This is a genomic window from Janthinobacterium sp. MP5059B, from assembly GCF_001758645.1.
GTDB classification, from domain to species: domain Bacteria; phylum Pseudomonadota; class Gammaproteobacteria; order Burkholderiales; family Burkholderiaceae_D; genus Janthinobacterium; species Janthinobacterium lividum.
Genome location: NZ_LRHX01000021.1, coordinates 1 through 24680, shown reverse-complemented (window position 1 = coordinate 24680; position 24680 = coordinate 1). Strand labels below are relative to the sequence as shown.

The window sequence follows — 24680 nt, the reverse complement described above, 5'->3', positions numbered from 1 at the left end:
CAGATGCCGCAGGTTTTGGCCACTCGCAGCATCAGCGTGCTCCTGCCTTGAGAAAATGTTCTGCCCAGTACGGGAGCGTGTGCGATGCGCCGCAGCAGTGGCGGGAGCCCGCTTCGTTGGCGAAAATGTAGTTCACCTCGATGGGCAGCTTGCCGACCAGGGCGCGCTGCTTGGCTGGTGCGAAAAAGCCGTCACGTTCCAGTGCCCGCGCATCGCTGACGATGAAGGTCAGATTGGCAGCGCCGTAGGCGTGATAGGTCTTGGCAATCTCATGGATATGGGCGGTCAGCGCCGCGATGCCGACGCCAGCGCTGGCTTGCAGCAAAAAACACGTTGGTGCCACGGGGACAATGCAATTTTGCAAGGTCGGGCGGATCGTGCTTGATGCCATGGATTTGTCGGCAAGACTGGTGGCGTGCAGCGTGTTTTCCATCGGTTTTCCTTATTTCAGGTTGAACGAATCCCGCACGCTCAAAAGGGAGCGCAGCAGGGCACAGCAAAAGAGGGGAGTTACGGCGGCCGGGCTACGGCGGCGCGAGGATCGGGATAGTCATCAGCAGCCCGCCGTCAGGTCCAGGGCCAGCTGGCTGGTGGCTGCCGCGCGCGCATGCTGGGACATCGGGATGCGGATATCCGGCTTGGGCGTGGCGGACAGCGAGAGGGTGCGCAGTACTTCCAGGCCTGCCACGAAGGAGTGCCCGCATTCGGGGTTCTGGCACATGTAGGTGATTTCCTTGAACATGGCGGACATCGTGCGGCTCTTGACGGCGCGGACGGTGTATTCGCAATGCGGGCAGGGCAGGCCGATGACTCTCATTTGTTCTTTCTTTTCACTTGATACAGGGCACGGCCTCGGCCGCTCATCTTGCGAATCCCGATTCGTACGTTATCCTTAATCAACCACTCGATAGCCTGGTCGATGGTGTCCAAGCCCTGCTGTAATCGGACACGCTCAAACGTGTCTTGGTCTTCATCGCATGTTTCTACAGGTACGGAACGGTCGGGCATATTTTCGGCTGCTCAAAAGTTGCTGATTGGTGACTTCATTTAGGCAGCAATGCTGGGTAAGGTGACACTGTTGTCGTCGCCAAGCACTATTGCCGCCTGGCGAAGCGCGAGCTGCCGCAGAAACGGCGCCAGTTCCTCGCCCTGATAATTGGCGATGGCGGCCAGGACGTCATACTCATATTCGTCAAGGCGCACCATGACACGGTTGTTACGGACGCGTTTTGGATCGGGATACATGGGCCTGCTCCTGTGCAGTTAAGCGTTATGGACAAGGGAGAATTGTTCGAGTTCGGCCTCGTAAGATTGCAGGCCACGAAGCAGCAGTAGGCGCATAAACGATGCCCGCGAACGGTGATCTTGCTGTGCGAATTTTTCCACGCGCTCGATCTCAGGAGGAAGTAAGCGAATAGGGATGGGCTGCGAAAGTGGATTCTTTGGCTGCCGCGTCACTGGGGCGATAGTTGTCATAAGGTATGATTTGTATACGTCACATGGTAATGACGTAAATATAGTATGTCTAAACATACTTGTCAATTGGAATGTATGGATAAAAATATTTTTGGTGATAGGCTCAAGCAGGAACGAACACGTCTCGGCTTGACGCAAGAGGCATTCGCTGCTGTTGGTGGCGTCAAGAAACTAGCTCAAATTTCTTATGAACAAGGCAAGACCTTGCCGGATGCTGGGTATCTGGTGGCGCTGTCGGGTATTGGCGTTGACATCGGATACATCATGCTTGGCGTTCCGGCAAGCGATGATTTGACTACCGATGAAAATGAGCTTTTGATCGGCTATCGCAAGTTGGACTTGCGTGGCAAGGCACGAGTATTAGGCGTGGTTGAAGGAATTTCCGAACCCACGACTACACAGCTAACTAAATCGGGAGAGCGCACAAGCCACATGGTTGTTCATGGCAAAGTTGGGCAGCAGATTCATGGAGATATTACGGCTCCCCAAACGATCAACGTTGGTCGCAAAAAAAAATCGCCAACGTAAATCGTGTCGAAAGGGCAAATTCTCGTTGCTAAGGAGCGCAGGAACGTGGAAAGTTGCCGCTCTAGCCCCATTGCTCTTTGCTTGCTGCTGGCCGCAATATAAATGTGAAATGAAGGCTTCCACGGCCACAAGGTTTGTCAAAAATTCATGTTATTACGACGGGAAGCCGTATTCACTTGGTATAGTCATCGAGACGGCACACGGAGTTAAATGTGAGTGTGCCCCCACCTCCTCGGATGGTTTTCCAACTTGGGTGAGCGGTAACTGGAGTTAGCAATATTAGCCCGGCTCATGGCATTGCGGCCGATGACAGTGGCCGCCATCGGCCAACAGCGGACGTTCGATTTGAAGGAGAAATGCATGGATGAGTCCACTCAATTTAGCTTGCTACTGTCGAAATTGCGTGAGGCGTTGTCTAGCGAAGTTTTTCGAACATGCGAAAGCTTGAATGGACATGGCGAATGGGAGATGGCTTTGGATCATTGTGTCTACCATCTGGCAAAAGTGCCACTTGTTACAAAGATGGAACTGATGGCTTGCGCTCAGGGCTTTGGATCATCGGATACTGTGTTGACGAAGATTGAAAAGCTTTCATGCAGCTAGCCCATGGTTGTTTTTTCGGACGTCCGCTTTGGGGCGAAAGCAGTCGCTGAGCGGATGTAATTGCGCACGTTCATGCTGCGTCTGCGCTGGCTACTGCCTGCGTAGGCCTCCAAGTTTCCTCGTTGTTTTCGCGGATGATGTCCCGAACCTCCTCAATATGCCTCCACGCGTTTAGCACGGCCCGCTTGGCGGCCTGCTTGCTCTTGTAAAGGTGTTCCAGCGTCTTGAGCGTGCCCGTAGCACCGGCCTGCTCCTGCCCCGCTTTTTTCTTCTTCGCCGCCACATCCTTCCACTTGGCCACCACGCCCGTGATGCCTTCGTCCGGGTCTTTCTCGTCCTCGCGCTCGGCCTCCACCGCTTCCGTTTTCGTTTCAAATTCCACCCGCGTGGTGAAGCCGCTGCCGCCCAGGCTGTGCGTGACCTTGACCGATAGCCATTCGGTGGCGTCGATCTCGGGCTTGAAGCCTTGCACGGTCACGGGCGATTGCGGGAACACGGCCGGGTTGCCCAGGGCAAGGCTCATTTCAAAGGTGGCCAGGCCGCGTAGGATGCGTTGCCATTCGGCCACGGCCGCCGCGCGCGCGTCGATTTCGTTGGCGAAGGTGGTGCGCAGGCGCTTGCTGTTGCCGGGCACTCCGGCCACCACGCTGCGGCGCCGCGCGTAGCGTTCGTCATGCCAGAAGGCGCGCACGCCCGAGTAGGCGTCGCTTTCGGCGCTGTGGTAGCGGTGGCCATCGCCCAGCGCGCGCGTGATGGGAATGACGGGCAGCGCCTTGCCGCTGGCCGTGCGGCTCTGGTTGATGGGGATGAAGAGCAAAGTATCGTTCTTGACGGTGGCCACCGCATCGTATTTCCTGCCCAGCCGACGCAGGAAGGCCGCATCGCTTTCGTGGGTCTGGTCGATGTGCTCGATGGCGATGTCGCGCAGGCGCGCCGATACACCCGACGCCAGCTCGTTGCGAAAGGCAATCGCCTCGATGATGGCGCCCAGGGTGGTCTTGTGAAAGCTGTGTTCCTGCTGCTGTTTGAAGGTGTCGATCAGGTTGGCCGACCTGGCGCGCAAGGTGATGGTGTCGGGCGCGCCGCTGTGCTCCACCTCGTCGACGGTGAACTTGCCCATGTCCACCAGACCGGACGCTTGCCAGCCCAGCGCCAGGGCGATCTGCGCGCCGCGCGGCGGCAGGGCCAGCTTGCCGTCGCTGTCATCGAGCGAGATATCGAGCTGGTCGCTCTCGTCGCCACGGCACAGGGTCAACGTGAGATTGATTAGCCGCGGTGAAACGACGGCCGTCAAATCCTTGTCCTCGATGCTGACCTTGAAGGCGGGGATGTGCTCGCTCATTTGAACTTGTCCGCCGCGCTGCCGATGGCGCCGCTGATGCTGCCGCCGATCTTGTCTTTCATCTCGCTGACCACGCCGCCGTATTTCGACGTGATGCCGCCGACCACATTGCCCACCACGCTGCCCACGGCATTCTTGGCAGCGCCCGCGATACTGCTGGTCATGCCGTCGATGCTGAGCATGTTTTTCAGGTCGCCGATATCGCCCAGGCCGACCATGGCCAGCACACCGTCATCGTCGCGTTTGAGTGCAATCGAGAACTCGACGCGCCGCGCGCCGCCGCTGCCGTCGAGGATGGTGCGGCCCTCGGTCATGCTCGTGATGCGGTAGGAACCGAGAATGCGGCCCGTGCCCTGGATCAAAATCCACGATTTACCCGTGTCGGCCATCATGCGCAGCGCATCGAGCGAGTACAGGGAGCCGGTCAGCTCCGGCGCCACCCAGCCCGACAGGGTAATCGTGTCGTCACCTGGCCCCACGTATTGATGCGCGTCGCGCAGGCCTACGCGGGCCGTGCTGGCATGCTTCCATTCCGTTTGCCGCTGCAGCTCGTGATAGGCCAAGGTCGGCAGGCTGAATACGAACATTCCTAAAATCATCATCATGGTGTGCTTCTTTCTTAGTCGTGGTCGCGCAGGGACGAGCGGATGCGTGCCGCTTTTTCACGGTCACGCTGTTCCATGGCTGCATACACGGCGCGGGCGATGGCTTGCGGATCGGAACCGGCTTGCGCCTGGATCGTGATTTCGATCTTGTCGCCCTGAATCGTCATGCCTGCGCCGAACCCGCCCTGGGACAGCGGGGCGCGCGTGTCGAAGGCGCTGGCCGGCAAAGCGGTGGCCGTACCGATGGCGATGCCGGCGCCCAATTGCGTCAGGCGCTGCGCCAGGGTAGACACCTTGGCAATGGGCGCGCCCTCGCTGCGATCCAGGCCCACAGCCAAGCCTTGCATGGTGTAGTCGCCGAGCTGGGCAAACACGCGGCTCGGGCTGTGGATGCCCAGCTTTTCCTTGAACCAGGCAATGGTGCTGGAACCGGCATTGCTGATGGCGTCCTTGACGGCGTCCATGGAGCCGGTGATGCCGTTGACCAGGCCGCGCAGGATGTTGGCGCCGAACTCGGTGAACTGGGCCGGCAGCTTGATGCCGAACCAGCTCATGACGCCCGCGAAAGCCTGATAAAACACGCCGACGGGGGACCAGTTGATAATCAGGGCGCTGATACTGGCCATGCCGCCGCTGAAGGTGGTTTTCAGCTGCGACCACAGACTGGCGATGAAGCCTGTCAGCGGCGCCAGTCCCTCGACAATGCTGTGCCGGATAGTGGCGGCAAAGTCGGTGAACTTGGCCGGCAGCGCGATGCCGAACCAGCCCAACACTCCCGAGAAGGCGCGATAGAACAGACCCAACGGTGACCAGTCGGCGATCAGGCTGTTGATGCCAGTAAAGCCGCCGGCAAACGCCGCCTTAACGTCCGACCACAGGCCGCCGAAGAAAGCCTTGATCGGCTCCCAGTATGTGTAGATCAGGAAGGCGGCGCCGGCAATGACCGTGACGGCGATGCCAATCGGGTTCATCAGAAGAGCCCGCCCCAGCCACAGCACGGCACGCCCGGCCCACATGAAGGCACTGCCCAGCCCGCGCAGGATGGGCGTGAGCACGCCGCCGGTCACGCCCATCTTGGCGAACATGACGTGCAGCATGGCATACGGGCCAATCAGGGCGGCAATGCCCAACATCAGCGGGCCGAGCACCAGCAGCAGGCCGGCCAGCACGGCGAAGGCGGTAATCATGAGCTTGGCCACGGTCGGGTTGCGTTCCATGAAGCCGTTCAGGCGCGTGACGGCGGAAATCGCCAGTTCCAGCCCCTGCGCGTACAGCGGCAGAATTTTCTCGCCCATGGTGAGCTTGAGGTTGGCCAGCTTGGACTGCGCTTCCAGTTCCTTACCGGCGGCCGAGTCGCGCCCCAGCTTTTCCAGCTTGCCGATATCGGCAGCGCCACGGTTGAGCTTTTCGTTCTTGTGGATCTGCACGCGCTGCAAGTACATCTGCGAATACAGGTTCGAGGCCGTGCGGTTGGAAAAGATGCTGCCGATGGCGTCGAGCACCTGTTTCTTTTCCGTGATGCCCTTCTTGGCAAGTTGCGGCAACAGTACCTTTTCCAGCCATTCGAACTGGTTTTCGCGGAACAGTTCCGCGCCCAGCAGCGCGCCGGGATCGAGGAACGAGACTTGCCCCGCCTTGTCGTGCTTGACCTTGCTCTTGTCGCCAATCAGGCCGAACTCTTCCAGCTTCCTGGCCGAGCGCTTCGTCGTGCGGCCCTGGTACAAGTTCTGATAGGCGCTCATGAGGGACGTGCCGACGCGGTTGCCGCTCATTTCCTGCACCAGCGGTTCCATCTGGTAGTAAAAGGCGTCGTCTTTCAAGCCCTTGGCGGCGATACCGCCCGTCTTGATCATGTTCAGCCATTCATTCGGGCCGACGCGCCCGCCCGTGGCGGTAATCACCTGCTGCACGATATTGGCCTGGGCCTCAAACTTTTCCTTGCTCTCCAGGCCGCCGCGCAGCTCGATCACCTTGAGCATATCCATGAACTTGCGTTCGTTGTCGGCGCCTTCGGCCTCGCCAAAGAAGGCGTGATTGGCGAACTTCATCTTGGCCAGGGTAGGGGCGACCATTTCCGCGTGGTGCACGTCGGCAAAGGCACTCATGCCGTCGCGCATCAGCTGCAGGTTGTCGAGCTGGCTGGTGCCGTAGGTCTTCATGTTGCGCGCGAAGGCGACGGCCTCGGCTGACACTTTGTCGCCCAGGCCCAGCGCGTTGACCCTGCCCACTTCCGTTTGATAGTGCTTGGCCTCGTTCAGCCCCTTGACGACGGGCGCGCCGATGACGGCGCCCGTGGCGGTGGCGCCTGCGCCGGCCATGGCCAGGTTGCCCGCTTTGTTGCGCAGCTTGTCGGCGTGCTGGGTGGCGTTGGTGACGCGCTGCTGCCTGGCGGCTGCATTGGCCAGCTTCTGCTGCTGCAGCGTCATGGTTTTGTTGGTGGCCTCGATTTCGCGGCGCAAGGTGCGTTCCTGGTTGGCCAGGTCTTTGGTGCCGATGCCGGCGCCCGCCAGGCGCTCGCGCATGACCTGCAGTTGCTGGGCCTGCTGCTGGCCTGCCGTCTTCAAGGCGCCGGCCGCTTTGACGGCGGCGTTAAATTCGCGCGTCATGGCGCGCGTGGGCGCCTCCGTCTGCTTCATCTTGGTGGCCAGGCTGGCCACCTTTTGCTGGGCCGCCTCCAGCTTGGTGCGGGTGGCGTCCAGGCCGCCGTGCAGCTCGCGGAACTTGCTGATGTTTTTCTGCTGGGCATTCAGATCGCGCAAGCGGTCGCTGGTGGCCTTCAATGCCTTGGCCGTGTCGCTGGAACCGCCCATGATCTTTTTCAGCGGGCCGGTGATCTTGTCCAGCGCTGCAAACACTACCTGTAACCTCAAATCCCGACCAGCCATCTATTCCGCTCCGCTTCGCTGCCGGGCGCGTTCGCGCCAGGCCATCAGTTCATCAATCGTAAAGCCGTCCATCGCTGCCGGCGTCCAGTGGAAGATGCCGGCAATGTCGGCCATGGCGTCTTCTACTTCGCCGGGGATACCGAAAGGCGATCGGCTTTGCTCGCCAAAAAACCGGCAACCTCGGCGCCCACGGCCAGCAGGTCGGCCGGGTCCATGTTGGCGATGTCGTGCGCCGTCAAGGTCGGCTCGGTAATGCGCGGCAGCACGATCTGCAGGGCCGACACGTTCAGGTTGGCCAGCTCGATCAAGGAAATGCCGCGCAGGGCGCCCGCCTTGGGCTTGCGCACGGTGAGCGAGGTGATGAAGGTGTCGCCGCGCTTGATCGGTTCGTCCAGTTCGATGACGGCTTGGTGTTGGGTATCGTTGTGCATGGTGTGGTCCTTGTCGTGGTGTGATTAAAAAAGGGGGGATTACAGGCCGATGGCCTTGCGGATAGCGGCGTTGGTATCGCCGCCGCCGAAGTTCTCGGTGCCGCTCATGAAGTCCAGTTCGATGACGGTGGCGCCGTCGATCATCAGCTTGTAATAACTGCAAGCCATCGTGTATTTGTGGGTCGTGTCGTCGCCCATCTTGGCCGCGCCCATGTCGATTTCCTTGTAGCGGCCGCGCACGACGACCTCGACGGCGGCGACGTTGCCGTCTTCGTCGTTCTGGTAGGCGCCGGCAAAGCGCAGTTGCACGGCGCCGTGCGTATGCGCGCCGTACTGTTTCAGCGCTTCGGCGATCAGGCCGCCGGCGCTCCATTCCAGCGACAGCGCCTCGTTGCCGAAGTCGACCGATACAGGGCCGCTCATGCCGCCGGCGCGGTACTCTTCCATCTTGCGGCTGAGCTTGGGCAAGGTGACTTCGGGCACCATGCCCATGAATAGGACGCCGTTTTGAAATACGTTGAATTGCTTGAGTTTGTGGGGCATGCCCATAGTGTTCTCCAGTGGTCAGTGGCACCCGCACGCGGCGGGCACGGGGATGGTTAAGCCGCGATGCGCGAGGCGAAGTCGGCCAGGTAGCGGTCGGTGATGCGCTGCTGGAATTTCAGGTTTTCCAGCGGCGGCACGGGCGTGTAGTCGTAATCGATGGCCAGCTTGCCGTCTTTCAAGCCTGTCTTGTCGTTGTACTGCTCGTCATACCAGGCATGGCCGTCGATGATGTAGCCCTGCAGTTTCAAGTCGCGGAACTTGGCATTGATGCTTTCCAGCAGGTCGCGCACCAGGGACGGATGCAAGGGCACATCGACATAGGCGAAATGCGCTTCGGCAATGGTGTCGGCCAGTACCTGGGCCGTGCGCGTGTAGCTTTCGAAATAGAAGAAGCCGCCCGGCGCCTCGCAAGTGCGCGAACCCCAGAAGCGGTAACCGCCCATGTTGATCAGGGTCGTGACTTCCTTGGCGTTGAGCATGCCGGCATCCGTGGCCGGGTCTTGCAAGTCGAAAAATACGTCCTTGCTGATGCCGGTCGGGCCATTCACGACCACGTTCGACAGCGTTTTGTGCCAGCCCGTTTCCTCGTCGATCTTGGCGCGCAGGCCCATGGCGTAAGCGACGGCCGACATGCTGGCCTCGGCATCGATGGCGGTATCCCAGTTCACAAAATCCGGCCAGATGAGCATCAGCTCGCGCTGGCCGAACTGGCCGCGGTAAGTGATGGCTTCCGTGACGGTGGCGCAGCCGTAGGCCGACGCGTAGGCAAAGGCGCGCAGGCGCTGCGCCACGCTGGCCAGGGCATTGGTGACGGCCTGGGTATCCAGGCCCGGCGCGCCCAGGATGCGCGGTTTCACGCCGAGTTTGCTTTGCGCGGCCAGCAAGGCCTGGGCGCCCAGGTACTGGCCGTCCGGCGACACGCCGCCCACGGCGTTGCTGGTGGTTTCCGCTTCCGTCTCGCCTTCGGCCACGCGCACCACGACCGTCAAGGGCTTGGTCTGCGCGGCAATCGCTTTCAGCACGCGGTACAAGGTGCCGCTCTTGCCGGCCTTGCCCATGGCGGCCAGCACGTTGGTGACGAGCACGGGTTTATTCAGCGGGAAGGCGGCCGCGTCGGCATCGTCGGCCGTGGCGATCAGGCCCAGCACGGCCGTGGAGACGGTGCGGATCGGGCGCGAACCCTCATTGATTTCAATGACGCGCACGCCATGGTGGTAGTCGGTGGCCATAGGGCTCTCCTGGTGAGTGGTGAATGGGGCGTTACAGAGTGGATGCCATGCCGGCGGTATCGTCGAAGGCGCGCCGGGCCTCGCCAGACAGGGTGGCCGCGATGCGCGCGTATTCCGCGTTGACGGCCGCTTGCAGCGCCTCGATGTCCTGCGCGGCGGCAACCGTCGGGCAGATGGTGATGTCGAGCAGCCAGGCGCGCGCCGCCGCGATGGCTTGCACGGTATCCGCGTCGCCGTCGGCCATGGCGGCAAAGCCGATGCCGGCTAGGCGGTTGAGGATGGCGTCGCGCGTCTGGCGCACGCCGGCCAGAACCGGCGCGGCCAGCACGGCAAACGGTGGCGGCAGCGCGGCGGTGATTTTCCACTTTCCGCCGGCGGTCAGGCGGATGGCTGCGCACGCGGCGATGGCGTCGCGCAGGCGCACCTCGTCTTCGGGCGATACCTCAACGGCATCGTCCGGCCAGGTGCCTGCGGCATCGTAGTCGGCACGCATTTGCTCTGGATAAAAGCCGCGCGTACTGTTTGAAAAGAACATGGTGGACTCGCTTTCGATAATAGACGTCATGCTCAGTTGCCAATCGCGCGCCAGCTGAGAACGTCGGGAACGGCGTTCACGCCGTTGGAGTTGGCAACCCACGCGCCAGTGCGTGAGAGCGTTTTATCTGTCGTGCGACCGCTGTAGCCAGCCGTTGACAGTTCATTCATGCACTGCACCGTGATGGCGCGGCAGGCATTCGGGAAGGCGATGGGAAACGTCAGGTTCGGGGTGAATGGCGCCATGCTGGCGGACCCTGCGATGGTTCCCCATTGTTCGATATCGCCATTCGGAAGGCGCCGCCAATTTCTTAATACGCCAAGCTCTCCAGAAAAATCGGCGTTGCGCCACAGCTCGGCGGTCGATTCAATGACTTGCCACACTTTGGCGCTAGTGGCCATGAGGGTCAGGAATTGCCCCTGCTTGATCGTGATGCTTGGCACATTGCCGACATCCAGTCCGATACTCACGCCGGGCCCGGCCAGGATGGTGCCGGCATTGACAAGCCCGAAAAATCTGACGCACTTGCCGGAATTGTTGGGGATGCCCAGCGATATCGGGTCGGGGATGGTGATGGTCTTGCCTGCGGAAGGGAAGTACAGGGCGCAGCCCATGTCATCGACGGTGAGCGTGCGATTCTCAATGACTTCGGCATAGCGGACCATGTTTCCCTGCGCGCGCTGTACAAAATCGGCGTTGACCAGCTTGCTCGACGCGTCGAACTTCTGCGGTGTCGCTATCTCTTTCATGCTGTATTGCGCGTGCGGATCTGCGGCAGCCTGGTGCTTGGCCAGTTGCTGATCGACATAGGCGACCTTGGCCAGCAGCGGATGCGGGTCGGCGGCAGCTTGGTGCTTGGCCAGTTGCTGATCGCCATAGCTGCGCGCGCTGGTGTTTTGCTGATCGACATAGGCGACTTTGGCCAGCAGCGGGTGCGGATCAAGAGAGGCCAGGTGCTTGGCCAGCTTTTCATCGCTGTAGGCGCGGACGGTAATGTCTTGGTCATCAACATATTTACGGGTGGCCAGAATGACGGACGGGTCGATTTTCAGCTCGATGGCGGCCGTGCTGGCGACGATCAGCACGATGCGCACCACTTGCGTGCGCGCGCTGCCCTCGGCCATCACAGGTTTATAGCTGGGCGGGCAGTTGGCCACCGCGCACAGGTCGCCGGCCTCGTCGTAGATACCGATTTCGCGTATCCACCAGCCGCCCACATTCTCGGGCAGCACCTGTTCGACGATGATCTGGCTGGCATTGGCCGGATCGATGCTCAGCTGATTCAGGCCGGCACGGCGCACTTCATGCACCAGCGCCTTTTGCGTGCGCGACGGCATGGGCAGATTGCCGTTACCGTCGCCCACGGCCATGGTTTTCAGTTTCAGGGTTTGACCCAGGGCGATGGCGTTGGCCAGCTTGGCCTCGCCCACTTCGGTCAGGATGGCAAAGTATGTGCTCATGGATAGATGGTCAGGGTGTCGATGGTATGGGATGCGCCGGCTTGCAACAGCGTGCCGCGCACTTCGATGGTTTCCGCGATCCAGGGATACACGGTCATGGCGTCGCCTTGGTACGCGCAAGCGCCCGCGTAGATGCTGCCGCGACTTTCCAGATAAATCGCCAGGCCCGTCATATGACGGCTGACGGGCTTGGCGTCGGCGATCAGGCGTTCCATTTCCTGAAACATGGCGTCCGTGATACCCGTGTCCAGCACGCCGACGTCGAGGCGGAAGGTGCCCGGCATGCCCGGTGGCGTGGTTTGCCACCATTCGGTGATGCGGATCAGATAGCCCAGGGACTCGACCACGCGGCGCACGGCGGCAATGGTGCCCTTGTGCTTGTGGATGAAATAGGACGCCTTGATCGTGCCGCGCTTGATCGACTCGGGCCAGGCGTCGTCCCAGCGGTCCACGGAACAGGCCCAGGCCAGAAACGGCAACAAGTTGACGGGGCAGCGGTCGGCGTTCCACAGGTCGCGCAGCGGCACGGGCACGTTGACCAGCTCGGCGCAGGCCATGGCAATGGCGCGCTCCAGCGCCGTGGTGTTGGGCGGCAGGGTGGCCACGTGCTTATTCATCGAGCACCACGACATTGAGCTTGATGGCCGTGCAGCGCGCGGCCTGGGTGGCGTTCAGTTCGATGTCGGCCGCCGGGCTGGTGAGCACGACCTTGCGCACGCCTTCGACGTGGACGGCTGCGCTGCAGGCGGAACGGTAGATGCTGTGGCCCAGCGGACGGCGCGGCTGCGACACGCGCACGGCGTTGGCGCGCGCGGCGTCCAGCAAAATCGGCACTTCCGGGCCGACGCCGATAAACAAGGTGGCCTCGATCTGGTAGTCGATGACCTGGGCGGCTTGCACGCTCAAGCGGTCGCCCAGGGGGCGCACTTCCTCGGCGTTGAGCGCGCGCGCCACGGTGGCCAGCAGCGCGGCGTCGGCGATGCCCGTGTCGTTGTTGGCCAGCACCGTGACGATGACGTGCGCCGGCGCGGGGCTGGTGGCGCTCGCATCCTTGACGCGGCCGTCGCTGCTGCGGGCGTGGAATTCGTAGGAGGCTTTCGGGCCGGCAACGGACAGGCCGTCCGGCGCTTCCTGGATGCGCAGGCGATAGGCGTCGTTGTCTTCCATGACGGCGGACACGGGCGGCAGGGCGTTGGGATTGGCCGGCGTGATGACCAGGCGCGCCACGTTGACGTTGGCGCCCAGTTGATCGAGGTCGCCATCGAGGGCGAAGGCCAGCATGACGGCCTTGCCCGCCTCGTTGACGCGGTTGCGCAGGATGGTTTCCTGATACGCATTCTCTTCCAGCAGCTTGGTGGCCGGCTCCGATTCCAGCTCCAGCAGGGCCGTGACGGCGGCGCGCTCGGCTTCCGGCAGCAGGCTGACCAGGTGCGCCTTGCGGGTGGCCAGGATGGCTTCGAAGTCCAGCACCTCGACCACGCTGGGCGCGGGCAACTGGGTCAGGTCGATAGGCGTGCTCATATGCTGCCGCCTTGCTTGACGGGTATGGCCAGCGTGATGCCCTGCCCATTCGCCGTGCCATCGAGCAGCAGGGCGATGGCGCCGTCCGTGTCGCGCGTGAGCTGCACGCTGGACAGTTGCAAACGCGGTTCCCAGCGGCGCAGGGCAAAGGCGGTGGCGGCATAGATGCGCAACTGCGTGGCGCTGTTCAGGGGCTGGTCAATCAGTTCGGGCACTTCCGAACCATAGCGGCGGCGCCGGATGCGCGAGCCGATGGGCGTCGTGATGATGTCGGCAACCGACTGGCGCAGGTGGCCCAGGCCCGTCAGGCTGCACCCGGTGGCGGCGTGCATGCCCATCATGGCTGTGGCCCGCCCGACTGGTCTCCGCCGGCCTTAACGCCGCCGTGCGGGTGCTTGGCCAGGCTGATGGCGCCGGCCAGCACGTCCTCGCTGGCCTTGATTGTCCCTTGCACGGCCATGGCCACGCTACCAGCGGCGCCGGCCTTGGCGTTCACGCCGCCGTTCAGCGCGGTGGCGCCGTTGACGGTGGCCGATTGCATGATGATCAGGTTTTTCATGACGGTCAGGTCGCCCGTGCAAATGGTGCTGGGCGCGTTCGACGTGACCTTGTCGGCGGTGATGGTGGCTGTGCCGCCGGGAAGCACTGCCGTCAAGGCATGGGCCGCATGGTCATACTGCAGCACGGCGCCGTCGGGGTAGTGTGTGGTGTGGATGCTGTCGCTCGATTCGGGCGCGTCAAATTCCTGGGAGTACAGCGCCGGCAGAATGACGCCGCGCGTCAGGTCGCCGCCGGGGGAAAAGACGATGACCTGTTCGCCCACGGTGGGCATGGACCAGGTGCGCGTGCTGCCGGCGCGCCGTGTGGCCCATTTCAGCCATTCGGTGGTGAGGGTTGGCCCGAGCCGCACGCGCGCCTTGGCCCCATTGACCTCGGCGATGGAGCCCAGGCGGATCAGGTTTTGCAGCAAGCGGAGGAGGTCGGACAGGTCGGCGTTCATGCAGTGCATGTTGCCGAAGTCCGCGTGCGGATGCACGCGGGGGCGGGTTGATAAGCGGCTTAGCGACTATGGCGCGAGTGTCGTTTATGAATTCTGCATGTTGTCAGGTGAAGTTTTGCTTAATAAATCGTATCGGTTTTCATAAATCTGGCAATCTCGTACGGGACATTGCAATTGCCTCAGGCGAAAAGCTTTTCGGATGGCGGAGAACAACCGCTTCAAAAGCGAAGTCCATCAGATCCATTTCTGCCAGTATGGTAAACCCCATTGAAACCTCTCGTTTGGTTACGATACGCTCAACGGCAGGGATAATTCCATGACGCTTGATCATCTGCCAAGTTCGTGATGCTGGCTGACGTTTACCTTTTCGGGCGGAGAGGACTTCTTCATAAGCGTATACCGCCAGAAGGCATTCACGTTCTATGTCGCTGGTAGCTCCGTGCGCATCGGCTCGAATTTGGATAGCGCGCTTGCGAGCCTGATCAGCCAAGTGTGGAGCGCCTCGGGCCCGTGCATTTACACCAAATGAATCGCAATCTTCCACCGTGACAAATTTTGCAATTTTCGGGTCCATGATGGAACCTCGCTTTAAATAGGTTATGGGGTGTTTAAGAGAGTAATCGTAGGACTTATCATATGGTTTGAGTCATTCTACGCCATTTTTTGTAAGCTTTTCCCTCTGCTGGGCTGCGGCTTTTGGCCTGAAAGACCACAGTCCCTCGAAACCAACTTTGGATGAAGAGTAAATCAGTTCATCTCAGAACCTTTCCAGGTGACGCAACAAGGATTCGCGGATTAACGTCCGATCCGTTTCACTTAACCCCAATAGCGGTCGGGCGGGGTAGCTGTATTTCGGTCCCTTCTTGGTGACGTTGTCCGTCAGACCCTCATGATGCACCCGTGCGACGTGCATCACTTTGCCCACGAAGCCGATAGTCAACTGGCCAGGATCGGCGTGCACCTTGAGGTATTTCGCGGTGCGTATCTTGTTGAACATGGCCGCCTTTTGCCGCTTGATCCGTCCATTCTTCCCCTTGAATTCCTTGCGCCGCTTGCGCGCAGGGTAGGCCGCGCCATCCGGCCCCTGCTGCGCCTTGATGCGCTGCGCCTGGTTGCGGCGCAGGTCGATGGCGACCTTGTGGTTGATGGCGCGGCGCTGGGCTGGCTGCAGCTTGGCCAGCAGGGCGCCGGCCCAGGCTTCCAGCGCGTGCAGGTCGTCGCTCATGGCGTGGCCTCGGGCGTGCGCCATTCGGCCAGCAGGGTGTCGCCGTTATACAGCTTCCAGAACTCGTCCGCGTAGGCCGGCATGTGCTGTATCTCGGCCAGGTGCTTGATGTCCAGGCGCCCCGCCTCGCCGGTCTTGACGGCGACGCGTTCGGTCAGGTCCAGCTTGATGGAAATATCGACGGTTTCATGGTTGTTAAAATCGACCTCGAAGGCGATGCCGTGCTTGCGCGTTTCCTCGTTGGCCATCAGGTCGAGCTGGTGGACTTTGAGCCAGGCGATCAGGGCCACCATGATGGCGTCGGCGTCGCCCGCATAATCGGTGACGATCAGGTTGAGCTTGAAGCGGTATTCGAAGGAGAGCGAGGCGGTGGCACTCGCCACCACGTTGCCCTCGTCGGCAAAGACCAGCAGGCGGTCGGGGTCGCGCTGCAGGTCGGGGATGGCGGCGGCCAGGTGCTGGCGCAGGCTATTCGGTTTGTACATGGTAGGTGTCGCGGATCAGGTTGTAGGCGTCGATGCAGGCGTTTAGCTGACGGGTGGCGTCGTCGCCGTCGCCGGCAATGGCGTCAAGAGCTGCCGCAGTCGCTGGGTCAAGTTCGGCGCGCGTTTCGTGCCGATTGCTTGCGGCAGCGGTGGAATCTGCAGTTGCGGCGCACTGGCCGCTGGCAACGGGGATTGACAGGCGCACAGCGCCGCTGCGCACGTCATCGTTAAAACGGTCACGTTCAGTTTTCGCATGGGTTTGCTCCTGGGTGAGGTGGTCGGCGCGCTGCGCCAGGGCGGCGCCGGCGGCGCGCTCCAGCGTGAGCACGCGGGCGGTGGCCTGGGCCAGCTCGGTGGCGGCGGTGGTCTTGGCAGTGGCCGCCGTCCGCTGCAAGGCGGCGATGGCGGCATCCTTGCGCCAGCCCTGCGCAGTCCAGCCTGCGATGGCGCCGCACAGCAGGCAGGCGGCCAGCGGGCGCCAGGTGGTCGCGGTCACATGGCCACCCGTTCCTTGATCCAGCCGAACAGGAAACGGCGCTGGGTCTTGTTGGCCTCGGTAATTTCCAGGTAGCGCGCCGCCTGCAGGCCATTCAGGGCGCGCAGAAGCACAGCGGCGCCGTCCTGGCCGCGCCATTTCAGGAAGGTGGCCAGCGCGCCCAGCGACTGCGCGCCCAGGCGGCCGTCGACGAACAGGACCGGATAGCGCGCGCCGGTGTCATTGAAACCGTTCAGCCAGCGCTGCAGGAACTCGGCCGCGCGGTGCGGCCCCATGTTCACGCCCGTGTCGATCACTTCGGCGCCGATGCCGGCATGGATGGCCAGCACCTGGTCGAACTTGGGTTCCGTGATGTAGCGCGCCGTGTAGATGGCGCGCGCCACCGCCACAGGCAAGTCGCGCATCGGCCCCGTGTAGCCGTTCGAGCGGGCCACGGCGACAGTGATGCCGTAATTGGTTTCGCCACCCTTGTCTTGCGGGTCGCTCACGTAGCCACCTTCGGCGCGCAGGATGGCGTCGATGACGCGCGCGATCAGGGGATTTTCCATGGTGGCCATCAGTGTTCCTTCGCGTCTTTGACCAGCTCGGCAATGTCCTTGTCGCTGCGGCGCTGGAACCACAGGGCCACGGCGCGCGATACCCACCAGCCGGGGGCGCCGACGATCAGGTCGATGGCGGACGCGTTGACCATGGCGCCGATGGCCGGGAGCTGGGCGCACAGCAGCTGGTACACGGTGCCGCCCAGCAGGCACGAGAACACGCCGGCGCAGGCCAGGCGGGCGACGAATTCGCCCTTGTTGAAGGTGCCGTCGGCATTCAGCGGCGGCAGCACGATGTACAGCATGGCCGCGCCGACCATGCCCAGCGCCGCCTTGAAGCCGTACAGTTTGACCAGGGTGGCGAAACCACCAAACGATTCAGCGGACATTGCTTGTTTCTCCATGATGAGGATAAGTAGATGTGTTGTTAAAAAAGTTAGTCCCATAGCTGCACAAGATCGGCAACGGCGGCCACGTTGGCGGCAGATTCCTGCAGGGTGACGACCAGGCCTGCCGGCAGCACTGCGCCGTGGCGCGCCAGCGCGGGATTCATTTCCAGGGTTTGCTCGACGTATCCCTCGCCGTCGCCCAGGTAGCGCCACACCAGGGCGTCTACCGTGTCATGCTGCTGCGTGCGCACCTGCATCAGATCAATTCCACTGTCAGGTGCGTGCGGCCGACCATATCGGCGATGGCCCATTGCGCATTGCGCCGCTGCGCGCCGGGCGCTTCGTCGAGCCACTCCATGCTTTTCTTGTCGCTGACGGAGGTGGCCGTGCTGTCGTAATCGCGGTAACGCTCGATCAAGTCGGCTTTCGCCGTGCTGTAGACGGCGCGCCGGTACTGCGCCAGCAGGCGGGATTCGCGGTTGATGCGCGCGGCCGGCACGTCCACCAGCGCGGCAATGCCGGCGGCGGCGTGCTGGCCCTGCCAGTCGGCCAGCTCGCGGTTGACCTGCAGGATGGCATCGACGACGGCTTGCACCAGGCGCGCGTCGGTGACAGTGCCGTCCAGGCGCATGGCGTCGCGCATGTCAGCCAGCGTGATGTCGGGAAACCAGCCATCGTTCTCCACGATGCCGGGAGCGGGAAGTGCCGGCGGCGCGCCTTCTGCGGCGGGAGCACGGGGAGGGAGGGCGATAAAGGACATGGTGTCTGCGGTGGAAGTGAAGGGGAGGCGGTGGACGGGGTTCATCAGGCCGATATTGGTAGTGCGTTGGCCAGAATCCCCCCGTGCCGCCTGTGCGCCGGGGGCTGCTCTTTAGCTGGAATCGGCCGCGCGCTTGATGCGCCGTTCCAGCCGTTCCATTTCTTTCTTGACGCCGACGGACTCGGACAAGGCCCGCGCCCGCTGCAACTGGGTCATTGCCACGCCGGCTTGTTCCAGCAGGGCCGGGGCGATGTCCGCCTCGTCGTGCTGGTCCAGTACGGCCACCATGGCCAGGCCGATGGCCTTGTGCAGCTTGGCGCGTGCCTGGTCGGGCGCATCGCTGAGAGCTGTCATGGCTTCGACGGCGCCCAGCACGGCCACGGCGTGCTGAGGATCGTCGCCCAGCTTGCCTTGCAGGTAGGCGGCGGCGAATTCGTCCAGCATCATGGTCGGAATGTCGCGGCTGTAGCCATCGGGCAGGGTGAACTTGTGTTCCATGCAGTAGGCGGCAATGACCAGGGCGCGGTCATACGCACCCGTATCGATGTGCCACACCAGCAGGGCGGCCACGACATCGTCTTGCGCGCCCTTGCCGCCAGCCAGCACGCCGTCGATCCACTGGTCGTAATCGGGCAGCAAGGTGGTCTTGACCTCGATCTTGCGTTCCACCGACTGGATAGATTTCAGGCGCCGCCGGTCGTCGGCCAGCTTGTACAGCATCAGGTCGTAAGCGTTGCCGGTGGTCACGCCCAGCGGCTCGGCGGCGCCGGCCGTGCGCTCGGCCAGCATGCGCGCGCGATGGCGCAGGGCAGGAGACAGATTGCGCATGGCTTAGGCTTTCAGCTCGATGTGCTCCACCAGTGCGGCCAGGCCCAGGTCTTCGATCACGTAGGCGTCATTCGACGATTCGTAGTTCTCGATGCGGTCGCGCGAGGGCTTGTCCTCGACGCGGCGGCGGCGCGCGCCGTCCTGGAAGTAGATCGACAGATTGTCGAAGCGGGTAATCAGGATGGCGTTGTCCGGGAAGTAGGGAACGCGCGCCGCAGGCAAGCCGCCGATGCGTTTCTGGCTCAGGATAATGTCGGCCGCCAAGGTTTCCGTGGGCGCCTGCTTGGTATTCACCAGCGGGAAATATTTATCGCTCAAGAGTTTGCGCCCGACGATGGCCACCAGGCCTGTGTCTTCCTGATACCACGGATCGAGCAGGTTGACGGCATCGACCACGGCCGCGTCCAGATTGGCATAGTCGGCGTCCGCATCCGCGCCGATGATGACCTTGCCCGGCAAGCCGGCGCCGGCCAGGCCCAGCACACGCTCGGGCGCCTGTTCGCGCAAGTGCTGCAGCCAGCCCTTGTTGACGTCCTGCAGAAGTGGATTGGCCGCCAGGTCGGTATTGGCCATGACCTTGACGCCATTAAAGCCGATGACGATGCGGTCCAGTGCCTGGCGAATCACGATAGCATTGGCCACGCGCGCCTGGAAGTCGGGGAACTTGGCCCAGGCGTCCAGCTTGGCATACGTCAGGTGCGTGTCGAAGTTGGTTTGTTCGCAGCGGTATTTCGTGCTGTCCAGGGTAGACAGGTCGCGCGTTTCGCGTTCCTTTGCCTTGGTGTCGGTCCGGCCGGCAATCGGGCCGGACACGCCCAGGCCCAGCTTTTCGCCTTCCTGCTCGGCCACGCCCATGATGTTGATTTTCGACAGGAATTCGCTCGATTCCTGCATCTTCGTTTCCAGCTTTTGCTGCACGCTGGGTGCCACGCTGAAGGTCTTTGACACGTTGTCCGTGTCGTTCAGTTGGCCCAGGCGGTTTTCATACTGGCTGTAGACCTGGCGGGTGTTCTTTTTCATTGATTGGTGCTCCGTTGTTGATGGGGTGTTGGGGATGGCGCGCGCTTAAAACTCGGTTTGCACGGCGCCGTCGTTGCCGGTGGCGGACGGGCGGCGCGGGCTGTTGCCGGGGGCTGCGTCCATCTGCGCCTTGAAGGCGGCCAGTTCGGTTTGCGTGGCCGTCAAGGCTGTTTCCGCTGCATCCAGGCGTTTGACGGCTGCCGCATAGTTGTCGTTGGCGGTGACGACGTGGCCGGCCAGGGTTTCCACGGCTTCGCTGATGTCGGCGAACTGCGCTGCGTCGCCGCTGGTTTTGCTGGAAAAGCGGGACAACAGGTTTTTCATGGCATCGGCCAGCTTGACGCCCGTCGGTTCATCGAACACCAGCTCGACTTCGACGGCCGCGCTAAACAGGTTGGTGCTTTGCTGCTTGCGGTTCGCTGAGAATTTCAGTGCATCGGTGCCCAGGCTGGCAGGGCTGTCGGTCACGCCCAGGCCGACCAGGTAGGGCATGCCCGTGTCGGCAAAGTCAGGGGCGATTTCCAGGCTGGAATACAGCTTCTGTTTCGCCTTGTTGATGGCGACCAGTTCCGGCGTCGGCTCGATCTGCGCGAACAGGGCCAGCTTCTTGCCGCTGTCGGTGTCCACTTCCTCGGCTTTCACCGCGATCACGTCGCCGTAAGCCTTGAATTGGCTGTCGGGCAGGATGCCGCGGATGTGCTCGAGCCAGATGCGCGCGCCGTAGGTTTTCGGGTTGTAGGTGGCGGCGATCTGCTCGATGGTGGCGCGGTCGATGTTGCGACCGTCCGTGGTGGCGCCTTCGGTGGCGACGCGGAAGAATTGGGATTTAGGCATGGTGGCGTGTCTCGGTTGATCGGATAACGCCATGGTCAACGTCTTGGCCCTGCGATTCAATGCGGGGCGGGTTGCTATGGGCCATAGCGACTTTTGCCTTTCCCCGCTCCGCGCGCGCGCGGCCTACGCTGGCGGCATGCTGACAATCGAGAAAACAAGCGAACAAACCCCCGACGAGAAAATCGCCGAACTGGCCGTGCCCGAATCCGAGCCGCGCCGTGCCGCGCGTGCCCTGTACTGGAAGGGCTGGCGCATTTCATCCATCGCCCGCCACCTGGGAATCAAGCGCAGCACGATCAATAGCTGGAAGTTGCGCGACGAATGGGACAAGGCGCAGGCCATCGAGCACGTCGAGGCGGCGGCCGAGCTGCGCCTGGTGAAATTGATCGAAAAAGAGGTCAAGAGCGGTAGCGACTACAAGGAAATCGATCTGCTGATGCGCGCTATCGTGCAGGCGGCGCGCGTGCGCCGCTATGAGCAGCCGGGCGGCAACGAGGTCGATCTTAACCCGAAACTGGCAAACCGCAATGCCGGGCCGAAGAAGAAGCCGACGCGCAACGATTTCAGCGAAGAGCAGAAAATCCAACTGCTCGACGCCTTCCAGGACTCGTTGTTCGACTATCAAAAAGTTTGGTATCGCAACGGCGACCAGCGCACGCGCGCCATCCTCAAGTCGCGCCAGATTGGCGCCACCTGGTACTTCGCCCGCGAAGCACTGGCCGACGCCATGCAGACGGGGCGCAACCAGATTTTCCTGTCCGCTTCCAAGAGCCAGGCCCACGTCTTCAAGCAATACATCGTGCAATTCGCGCGCGAGGCGGCCGGCATCGACCTGACGGGGGATCCCATCGTGCTGCCGAACGGCGCGCACCTGTACTTCCTGGGCACGAATGCGCGCACGGCGCAGGGCTACCACGGCAATTTCTACTTCGATGAATTTTTCTGGACGCAGAACTTCCAGGAACTCAACAAGGTGGCCTCGGGCATGGCCATCCACAAGAAGTGGCGCAAGACCTACTTTTCCACACCGTCCTCGACCACGCACCAGGCCTACCCGTTCTGGACGGGCGAGCTGTTCAACAAGCGGCGCGCCAAGGCCGAGCAATTCAACATCGACGTGAGCCACCAGCGCCTGGCCTCGGGCTACACGGGAGAGGACAAGCTCTGGCGCCAGATCGTCACCATCCTCGACGCCGAACGGGGCGGCTGCAACCTGTTCGACATCGACGAACTGCGCAACTTCGAATACAGCCCCGACCAGTTCGAAAACCTGTTGATGTGCAATTTTATCGACGACTCTGCCAGCGTCTTCCCCTTGAACGAGCTGCAGCGCTGCATGGTTGATTCCTGGGTGGAGTGGGAAGACTACAAGCCGCTGCTGGGCCTGCGCCCCTTCGGCAACCGCGCCGTATGGATCGGCTACGACCCGGCCTTGAACGGCGACAGCGCCGGCTGCGTGGTGCTGGCGCCGCCGATGACGGCCGGCGGCAAGTTCCGCATCCTCGAGCGTCACCAGTGGCGCGGCCAGGATTTTAAAGACCACGCCGAAGCCATCCGCCAGATGACGCAGCGCTACAACGTCGAATACATCGGCATCGACACGACCGGCATGGGCATCGGCGTGCTGCCCATCGTGCGCGGCTTCTTCCCGGCCGTCACGGCCATCAACTATTCGCCGGAAGTCAAGACGCGCATGGTCTTGAAGGCGAAAAACATCATCAGTAAGGGCCGGTTGGAATTCGACGCCGGCTGGATCGACATCGCGCAGTCCTTCATGGCGATCCGCAAGACCCTCACGCCCAGCGGGCGGCACGTCACCTATGTGGCCGGGCGCAGCGACGAGACAGGCCATGCCGACCTGGCATGGGCCTGCATGCACGCGCTCGACCACGAACCCTTCGAAGGCAGTACCGACAACAACCAATCCATCATGGAGATTTACTCTTGAGCAAACGACATCAGCGCGCCCGCGCGCCTTCCGCGCCCGGCGCCAACACGAACGCAGCCACGCCAGCGGCGCCGGACGCCGCCGGCACCCAGGTGTTTTCCTTCGGCGACCCGACGCCCGTGCTCGAGCACGCCGACATTCTCGATTGCTTCGAATGTTGGAAGAATGGCCAATGGTATGAGCCGCCCATCAACCTGGCTGGCCTGGCCAAGTCATTCAATGCCGGCGTGCATCACTCAAGCGCCATTCACTTCAAGGCCAACGTGCTGGCGTCCACCCTGGTGCCCAGCAAGTATTTGTCGCGCGATGCATTTAAACGCCTGGCGCTCGACTTCCTCACCTTCGGCAACTGCTACCTGGAAGACAGGCCCAGCCGCAGCGGGCGTCCGTTGAGCTATGCGCATGCGCTGGCCAAGTACATGCGGCGTGGCGTCGACTGGGACACGTATTTCTTTGTCACCAATCACGGCACGGCGCATCAGTTCGACAAGGGCCGCGTGTTTCACTTGATGGAACCGGATGTGAACCAGGAGCTGTATGGCGTGCCGCAGTACTTGAGCGCGCTGCAATCGGCCTGGCTCAACGAGGCGGCCACCCTGTTCCGCCGCAAGTATTACAAGAACGGCTCGCATGCCGGTTTCGTCTTCTACATGACGGACGCCGCGGCGAACACGCAGGACGTGGACAACCTGCGGCAGGCCATGCGCGACAGCAAGGGGCCGGGCAACTTCCGCAACCTGTTCATGTACGCGCCGAACGGCAAGAAGGACGGTATCCAGATTCTGCCGGTGTCGGACGTGGCCGCCAAGGATGAGTTTTTCAATATCAAGAGCGTCACGCGCGACGACCAACTGGCCGCGCACCGCGTGCCGCCCCAGCTCATGGGCATCCTGCCGAACAATGCAGGCGGCTTCGGTGCCGTTGAGCCGGCCGCGCGAGTCTTCGCGCGCAATGAGCTGGTGCCGCTGCAGTCGCAGTTCATGGCGATTAACGAATGGGCCGGCGTGGAAGTGGTGAAGTTCGCCCCGTATGACCTGGCCACAGGCGGGGAGGGCGCGGCATGAGCGACCACGTCGACAACACGGACAAGATCATCTTCGCCGAGGTGGCGCGCGGCTTGGCCGCCGTGCGGCGCCGGCCGGGCCTGGTGGCGCACGGCGCCTGCCACTACTGCGACGAGGTGCTGGCGCCCGGCCTGCCGTTCTGCAACGTCGATTGCCGCGATGATTACCAGAAGGAGCAGGCGGCGATGATCCGCGCCGGCCGCCCAGGATGACCGCCACGCCGCGATGACCGGCAGGGCAGGGCGGCGATAGCCCAGCCGCGCCAGAGCGCCCCAGCCACCGCACAAGCCGCCCACGAGGCGGCTTTTTCACGTCCTGATGATGGATGTTGCACCAGAAGCAAGAAAAAAGCCCATTTCGGCCCGGCGCGCGCAGTTGTCCCCCCTCCACACCTGCCCGCTATATAGGGCTCTTTTGACTCAAATTTGCGTTATGGCCGAAGGCGCATGAGGACTGGTGCGGCGGGGCGAAGAGGGGACATGCGATTTGACGCATTTTGACGCACTTTGAACGTATCTTGACGCTACTGGTGTATTGGTGTGGGAAGGGGCGTTTTAGTGTACTAGCGGGGCTGTATTGCGGTCATATTGTCCGAGCACGAAAGATATCAGTCAGCGGAGCAATTAGAACAACATGGTGCTTCGATAACCATGCAACGCCTCTGAATTCGGGGCAGTCACTATTTCGATAGGCTCACCAAAAAGGTTAAAATCTGGTATGGGTAAAGGGGGCACAACCCTTAATATTTGCTTTTCGTCAATTCGTGCGTCTTCTCTAAGTTCCATAAGCAAGCGGCCGAGAACATTCTCTCCTACAAGAGTATTTTGATCGATAACTCGCGCGCCCCAGAATGTATCTTTACTTGATTGCTCAACGATATGACCATCACCTGTAGAAAGTAACAAAGCTCTGAACTCAGTGTAGTTTTGGG

The 24680-nt window shown here is 62.1% G+C and carries 33 protein-coding genes; 5 read left to right on the top strand and 28 right to left on the bottom strand.

Going from position 1 to position 24680, the window contains the following annotated elements:
* Window positions 1-31: 31 nt before the first annotated feature.
* The 3 genes from JAB1_RS25640 to JAB1_RS25625 all read right to left on the bottom strand — a co-directional run bounded on the left by JAB1_RS25640 (window position 32) and on the right by JAB1_RS25625 (window position 1245).
* A complete protein-coding gene (locus JAB1_RS25640; protein WP_070282322.1) occupies window positions 32-433 on the bottom strand; it encodes a hypothetical protein in 402 nt (133 codons plus the stop codon).
* Between the two features lie 120 nt (window positions 434-553).
* Window positions 554-817: an ogr/Delta-like zinc finger family protein gene (locus JAB1_RS25635; RefSeq protein ID WP_070282320.1), complete on the bottom strand. Its 264-nt coding sequence runs from the start codon at window positions 815-817 to the stop codon at window positions 554-556.
* 230 nt (window positions 818-1047) lie between these two features.
* Window positions 1048-1245 (bottom strand): hypothetical protein, encoded by a 198-nt coding sequence (locus JAB1_RS25625; RefSeq protein ID WP_034745824.1) that lies wholly within the window; start codon window positions 1243-1245, stop codon window positions 1048-1050.
* 306 nt (window positions 1246-1551) lie between these two features.
* Here JAB1_RS25625 and JAB1_RS25620 point away from each other — a divergent pair, with 306 nt between their 5' ends.
* On the top strand, window positions 1552-2004 hold the full coding sequence (locus JAB1_RS25620; protein WP_070282317.1) for a helix-turn-helix transcriptional regulator: 453 nt from the start codon (window positions 1552-1554) through the stop codon (window positions 2002-2004).
* A gap of 360 nt (window positions 2005-2364) precedes the next feature.
* Window positions 2365-2607: a hypothetical protein gene (locus JAB1_RS25615; RefSeq protein ID WP_139144682.1), complete on the top strand. Its 243-nt coding sequence runs from the start codon at window positions 2365-2367 to the stop codon at window positions 2605-2607.
* A 70-nt stretch (window positions 2608-2677) separates the two neighbouring features.
* Here the strand turns inward: JAB1_RS25615 and JAB1_RS25610 are convergent, their stop codons facing one another.
* From JAB1_RS25610 to JAB1_RS25505, 24 genes are all read right to left on the bottom strand, one after another.
* Complete coding sequence (locus JAB1_RS25610) at window positions 2678-3949, bottom strand: phage late control D family protein (protein ID WP_070282312.1); 1272 nt, start codon at window positions 3947-3949, stop codon at window positions 2678-2680.
* A complete protein-coding gene (locus JAB1_RS25605; protein WP_046682352.1) occupies window positions 3946-4554 on the bottom strand; it encodes a phage tail protein in 609 nt (202 codons plus the stop codon). The genes JAB1_RS25610 and JAB1_RS25605 overlap by 4 nt, the downstream gene beginning before the upstream one ends.
* Window positions 4555-4568: 14 nt before the next feature.
* A complete protein-coding gene (locus JAB1_RS25600; protein WP_083299990.1) occupies window positions 4569-7409 on the bottom strand; it encodes a phage tail protein in 2841 nt (946 codons plus the stop codon).
* 30 nt (window positions 7410-7439) lie between these two features.
* Window positions 7440-7553 carry a GpE family phage tail protein gene (locus tag JAB1_RS29055; protein ID WP_071653424.1) on the bottom strand — a complete coding sequence of 38 codons (114 nt, stop codon included), beginning with the start codon at window positions 7551-7553 and terminating at the stop codon, window positions 7440-7442.
* An 8-nt stretch (window positions 7554-7561) separates the two neighbouring features.
* Entirely contained in the window at window positions 7562-7870 is a 309-nt protein-coding gene (locus JAB1_RS25595; RefSeq protein ID WP_070282309.1) for a phage tail assembly protein, read from the bottom strand.
* 39 nt (window positions 7871-7909) lie between these two features.
* Window positions 7910-8419: a phage major tail tube protein gene (locus JAB1_RS25590; RefSeq protein ID WP_070282307.1), complete on the bottom strand. Its 510-nt coding sequence runs from the start codon at window positions 8417-8419 to the stop codon at window positions 7910-7912.
* A 50-nt stretch (window positions 8420-8469) separates the two neighbouring features.
* On the bottom strand, window positions 8470-9645 hold the full coding sequence (locus tag JAB1_RS25585; protein ID WP_070282305.1) for a phage tail sheath protein: 1176 nt from the start codon (window positions 9643-9645) through the stop codon (window positions 8470-8472).
* Window positions 9646-9676: 31 nt separating this feature from the next.
* The gene (locus JAB1_RS25580; protein ID WP_070282303.1) at window positions 9677-10210 is read right to left on the bottom strand and encodes a hypothetical protein; all 534 of its coding nucleotides are present in this window, start codon (window positions 10208-10210) and stop codon (window positions 9677-9679) included.
* A gap of 2 nt (window positions 10211-10212) precedes the next feature.
* On the bottom strand, window positions 10213-11640 hold the full coding sequence (locus tag JAB1_RS25575; protein WP_070282301.1) for a phage tail protein: 1428 nt from the start codon (window positions 11638-11640) through the stop codon (window positions 10213-10215).
* Window positions 11637-12257: a phage tail protein I gene (locus JAB1_RS25570; RefSeq protein ID WP_070282299.1), complete on the bottom strand. Its 621-nt coding sequence runs from the start codon at window positions 12255-12257 to the stop codon at window positions 11637-11639. The genes JAB1_RS25575 and JAB1_RS25570 overlap by 4 nt, the downstream gene beginning before the upstream one ends.
* The gene (locus tag JAB1_RS25565) at window positions 12250-13161 is read right to left on the bottom strand and encodes a baseplate J/gp47 family protein (protein ID WP_070282297.1); all 912 of its coding nucleotides are present in this window, start codon (window positions 13159-13161) and stop codon (window positions 12250-12252) included. Before JAB1_RS25565 ends, JAB1_RS25570 begins: the two co-directional genes overlap by 8 nt.
* Entirely contained in the window at window positions 13158-13502 is a 345-nt protein-coding gene (locus JAB1_RS25560; protein ID WP_070282295.1) for a GPW/gp25 family protein, read from the bottom strand. The genes JAB1_RS25565 and JAB1_RS25560 overlap by 4 nt, the downstream gene beginning before the upstream one ends.
* Window positions 13499-14170: a phage baseplate assembly protein V gene (locus JAB1_RS25555; RefSeq protein WP_254672251.1), complete on the bottom strand. Its 672-nt coding sequence runs from the start codon at window positions 14168-14170 to the stop codon at window positions 13499-13501. Before JAB1_RS25555 ends, JAB1_RS25560 begins: the two co-directional genes overlap by 4 nt.
* 130 nt (window positions 14171-14300) lie before the next feature.
* Window positions 14301-14735 (bottom strand): hypothetical protein, encoded by a 435-nt coding sequence (locus JAB1_RS29755; RefSeq protein ID WP_071653423.1) that lies wholly within the window; start codon window positions 14733-14735, stop codon window positions 14301-14303.
* A 183-nt stretch (window positions 14736-14918) separates the two neighbouring features.
* The gene (locus JAB1_RS25550; RefSeq protein WP_070282293.1) at window positions 14919-15386 is read right to left on the bottom strand and encodes a phage virion morphogenesis protein; all 468 of its coding nucleotides are present in this window, start codon (window positions 15384-15386) and stop codon (window positions 14919-14921) included.
* Window positions 15383-15871 (bottom strand): phage tail protein, encoded by a 489-nt coding sequence (locus tag JAB1_RS25545; protein WP_035825628.1) that lies wholly within the window; start codon window positions 15869-15871, stop codon window positions 15383-15385. Before JAB1_RS25545 ends, JAB1_RS25550 begins: the two co-directional genes overlap by 4 nt.
* Window positions 15855-16367, bottom strand: a complete 513-nt coding sequence (locus JAB1_RS25540) for a lysis system i-spanin subunit Rz (protein ID WP_070282291.1) — start codon at window positions 16365-16367, stop codon at window positions 15855-15857. Before JAB1_RS25540 ends, JAB1_RS25545 begins: the two co-directional genes overlap by 17 nt.
* Entirely contained in the window at window positions 16364-16924 is a 561-nt protein-coding gene (locus JAB1_RS25535; RefSeq protein WP_070282290.1) for a glycosyl hydrolase 108 family protein, read from the bottom strand. Before JAB1_RS25535 ends, JAB1_RS25540 begins: the two co-directional genes overlap by 4 nt.
* Window positions 16924-17295 (bottom strand): hypothetical protein, encoded by a 372-nt coding sequence (locus JAB1_RS25530; protein ID WP_070224671.1) that lies wholly within the window; start codon window positions 17293-17295, stop codon window positions 16924-16926. The genes JAB1_RS25535 and JAB1_RS25530 overlap by 1 nt, the downstream gene beginning before the upstream one ends.
* A gap of 47 nt (window positions 17296-17342) precedes the next feature.
* Window positions 17343-17552: a tail protein X gene (locus tag JAB1_RS25525; protein WP_070282289.1), complete on the bottom strand. Its 210-nt coding sequence runs from the start codon at window positions 17550-17552 to the stop codon at window positions 17343-17345.
* Window positions 17552-18055, bottom strand: coding sequence for a head completion/stabilization protein (locus JAB1_RS25520; RefSeq protein WP_070282287.1), 504 nt, complete (start codon window positions 18053-18055; stop codon window positions 17552-17554). Before JAB1_RS25520 ends, JAB1_RS25525 begins: the two co-directional genes overlap by 1 nt.
* Window positions 18056-18166: 111 nt before the next feature.
* Entirely contained in the window at window positions 18167-18883 is a 717-nt protein-coding gene (gene gpM, locus JAB1_RS25515) for a phage terminase small subunit (RefSeq protein WP_070282285.1), read from the bottom strand.
* 3 nt (window positions 18884-18886) lie between these two features.
* Entirely contained in the window at window positions 18887-19903 is a 1017-nt protein-coding gene (locus JAB1_RS25510; RefSeq protein ID WP_070282283.1) for a phage major capsid protein, P2 family, read from the bottom strand.
* A gap of 45 nt (window positions 19904-19948) precedes the next feature.
* On the bottom strand, window positions 19949-20737 hold the full coding sequence (locus JAB1_RS25505) for a GPO family capsid scaffolding protein (RefSeq protein WP_070282281.1): 789 nt from the start codon (window positions 20735-20737) through the stop codon (window positions 19949-19951).
* A gap of 136 nt (window positions 20738-20873) precedes the next feature.
* Here JAB1_RS25505 and JAB1_RS25500 point away from each other — a divergent pair, with 136 nt between their 5' ends.
* From JAB1_RS25500 to JAB1_RS25490, 3 genes are read left to right on the top strand one after another with little or no spacing between them, the layout of a single operon-like run.
* Complete coding sequence (locus tag JAB1_RS25500) at window positions 20874-22685, top strand: terminase ATPase subunit family protein (protein WP_070282389.1); 1812 nt, start codon at window positions 20874-20876, stop codon at window positions 22683-22685.
* Window positions 22682-23749, top strand: coding sequence for a phage portal protein (locus JAB1_RS25495; RefSeq protein WP_070282279.1), 1068 nt, complete (start codon window positions 22682-22684; stop codon window positions 23747-23749). Before JAB1_RS25500 ends, JAB1_RS25495 begins: the two co-directional genes overlap by 4 nt.
* The gene (locus JAB1_RS25490; protein ID WP_070280078.1) at window positions 23746-23961 is read left to right on the top strand and encodes a hypothetical protein; all 216 of its coding nucleotides are present in this window, start codon (window positions 23746-23748) and stop codon (window positions 23959-23961) included. The genes JAB1_RS25495 and JAB1_RS25490 overlap by 4 nt, the downstream gene beginning before the upstream one ends.
* A gap of 411 nt (window positions 23962-24372) precedes the next feature.
* Here the strand turns inward: JAB1_RS25490 and JAB1_RS29045 are convergent.
* Window positions 24373-24680 (bottom strand): NADAR family protein (locus JAB1_RS29045; RefSeq protein ID WP_139144680.1); only part of this gene is annotated, 308 nt, incomplete at its 5' end.

Excerpts from the sequence above, each read along its gene's own strand:
- JAB1_RS25640 (WP_070282322.1), bottom strand. The coding sequence starts at position 433 with ATGGAAAACACGCTGCACGCCACCAGTCTTGCCGACAAATCCATGGCA.
- JAB1_RS25635 (WP_070282320.1), bottom strand. The coding sequence starts at position 817 with ATGAGAGTCATCGGCCTGCCCTGCCCGCATTGCGAATACACCGTCCGC.
- JAB1_RS25625 (WP_034745824.1), bottom strand. The coding sequence starts at position 1,245 with ATGTATCCCGATCCAAAACGCGTCCGTAACAACCGTGTCATGGTGCGC.
- JAB1_RS25620 (WP_070282317.1), top strand. The coding sequence starts at position 1,552 with ATGGATAAAAATATTTTTGGTGATAGGCTCAAGCAGGAACGAACACGT.
- JAB1_RS25615 (WP_139144682.1), top strand. The coding sequence starts at position 2,365 with ATGGATGAGTCCACTCAATTTAGCTTGCTACTGTCGAAATTGCGTGAG.
- JAB1_RS25610 (WP_070282312.1), bottom strand. The coding sequence starts at position 3,949 with ATGAGCGAGCACATCCCCGCCTTCAAGGTCAGCATCGAGGACAAGGAT.
- JAB1_RS25605 (WP_046682352.1), bottom strand. The coding sequence starts at position 4,554 with ATGATGATGATTTTAGGAATGTTCGTATTCAGCCTGCCGACCTTGGCC.
- JAB1_RS29055 (WP_071653424.1), bottom strand. The coding sequence starts at position 7,553 with ATGGCCGACATTGCCGGCATCTTCCACTGGACGCCGGCAGCGATGGAC.
- JAB1_RS25595 (WP_070282309.1), bottom strand. The coding sequence starts at position 7,870 with ATGCACAACGATACCCAACACCAAGCCGTCATCGAACTGGACGAACCG.
- JAB1_RS25590 (WP_070282307.1), bottom strand. The coding sequence starts at position 8,419 with ATGGGCATGCCCCACAAACTCAAGCAATTCAACGTATTTCAAAACGGC.
- JAB1_RS25585 (WP_070282305.1), bottom strand. The coding sequence starts at position 9,645 with ATGGCCACCGACTACCACCATGGCGTGCGCGTCATTGAAATCAATGAG.
- JAB1_RS25580 (WP_070282303.1), bottom strand. The coding sequence starts at position 10,210 with ATGACGTCTATTATCGAAAGCGAGTCCACCATGTTCTTTTCAAACAGT.
- JAB1_RS25575 (WP_070282301.1), bottom strand. The coding sequence starts at position 11,640 with ATGAGCACATACTTTGCCATCCTGACCGAAGTGGGCGAGGCCAAGCTG.
- JAB1_RS25570 (WP_070282299.1), bottom strand. The coding sequence starts at position 12,257 with ATGAATAAGCACGTGGCCACCCTGCCGCCCAACACCACGGCGCTGGAG.
- JAB1_RS25565 (WP_070282297.1), bottom strand. The coding sequence starts at position 13,161 with ATGAGCACGCCTATCGACCTGACCCAGTTGCCCGCGCCCAGCGTGGTC.
- JAB1_RS25560 (WP_070282295.1), bottom strand. The coding sequence starts at position 13,502 with ATGATGGGCATGCACGCCGCCACCGGGTGCAGCCTGACGGGCCTGGGC.
- JAB1_RS25555 (WP_254672251.1), bottom strand. The coding sequence starts at position 14,170 with ATGCACTGCATGAACGCCGACCTGTCCGACCTCCTCCGCTTGCTGCAA.
- JAB1_RS29755 (WP_071653423.1), bottom strand. The coding sequence starts at position 14,735 with ATGGACCCGAAAATTGCAAAATTTGTCACGGTGGAAGATTGCGATTCA.
- JAB1_RS25550 (WP_070282293.1), bottom strand. The coding sequence starts at position 15,386 with ATGAGCGACGACCTGCACGCGCTGGAAGCCTGGGCCGGCGCCCTGCTG.
- JAB1_RS25545 (WP_035825628.1), bottom strand. The coding sequence starts at position 15,871 with ATGTACAAACCGAATAGCCTGCGCCAGCACCTGGCCGCCGCCATCCCC.
- JAB1_RS25535 (WP_070282290.1), bottom strand. The coding sequence starts at position 16,924 with ATGGCCACCATGGAAAATCCCCTGATCGCGCGCGTCATCGACGCCATC.
- JAB1_RS25530 (WP_070224671.1), bottom strand. The coding sequence starts at position 17,295 with ATGTCCGCTGAATCGTTTGGTGGTTTCGCCACCCTGGTCAAACTGTAC.
- JAB1_RS25525 (WP_070282289.1), bottom strand. The coding sequence starts at position 17,552 with ATGCAGGTGCGCACGCAGCAGCATGACACGGTAGACGCCCTGGTGTGG.
- JAB1_RS25520 (WP_070282287.1), bottom strand. The coding sequence starts at position 18,055 with ATGTCCTTTATCGCCCTCCCTCCCCGTGCTCCCGCCGCAGAAGGCGCG.
- gpM (WP_070282285.1), bottom strand. The coding sequence starts at position 18,883 with ATGCGCAATCTGTCTCCTGCCCTGCGCCATCGCGCGCGCATGCTGGCC.
- JAB1_RS25510 (WP_070282283.1), bottom strand. The coding sequence starts at position 19,903 with ATGAAAAAGAACACCCGCCAGGTCTACAGCCAGTATGAAAACCGCCTG.
- JAB1_RS25505 (WP_070282281.1), bottom strand. The coding sequence starts at position 20,737 with ATGCCTAAATCCCAATTCTTCCGCGTCGCCACCGAAGGCGCCACCACG.
- JAB1_RS25500 (WP_070282389.1), top strand. The coding sequence starts at position 20,874 with ATGCTGACAATCGAGAAAACAAGCGAACAAACCCCCGACGAGAAAATC.
- JAB1_RS25490 (WP_070280078.1), top strand. The coding sequence starts at position 23,746 with ATGAGCGACCACGTCGACAACACGGACAAGATCATCTTCGCCGAGGTG.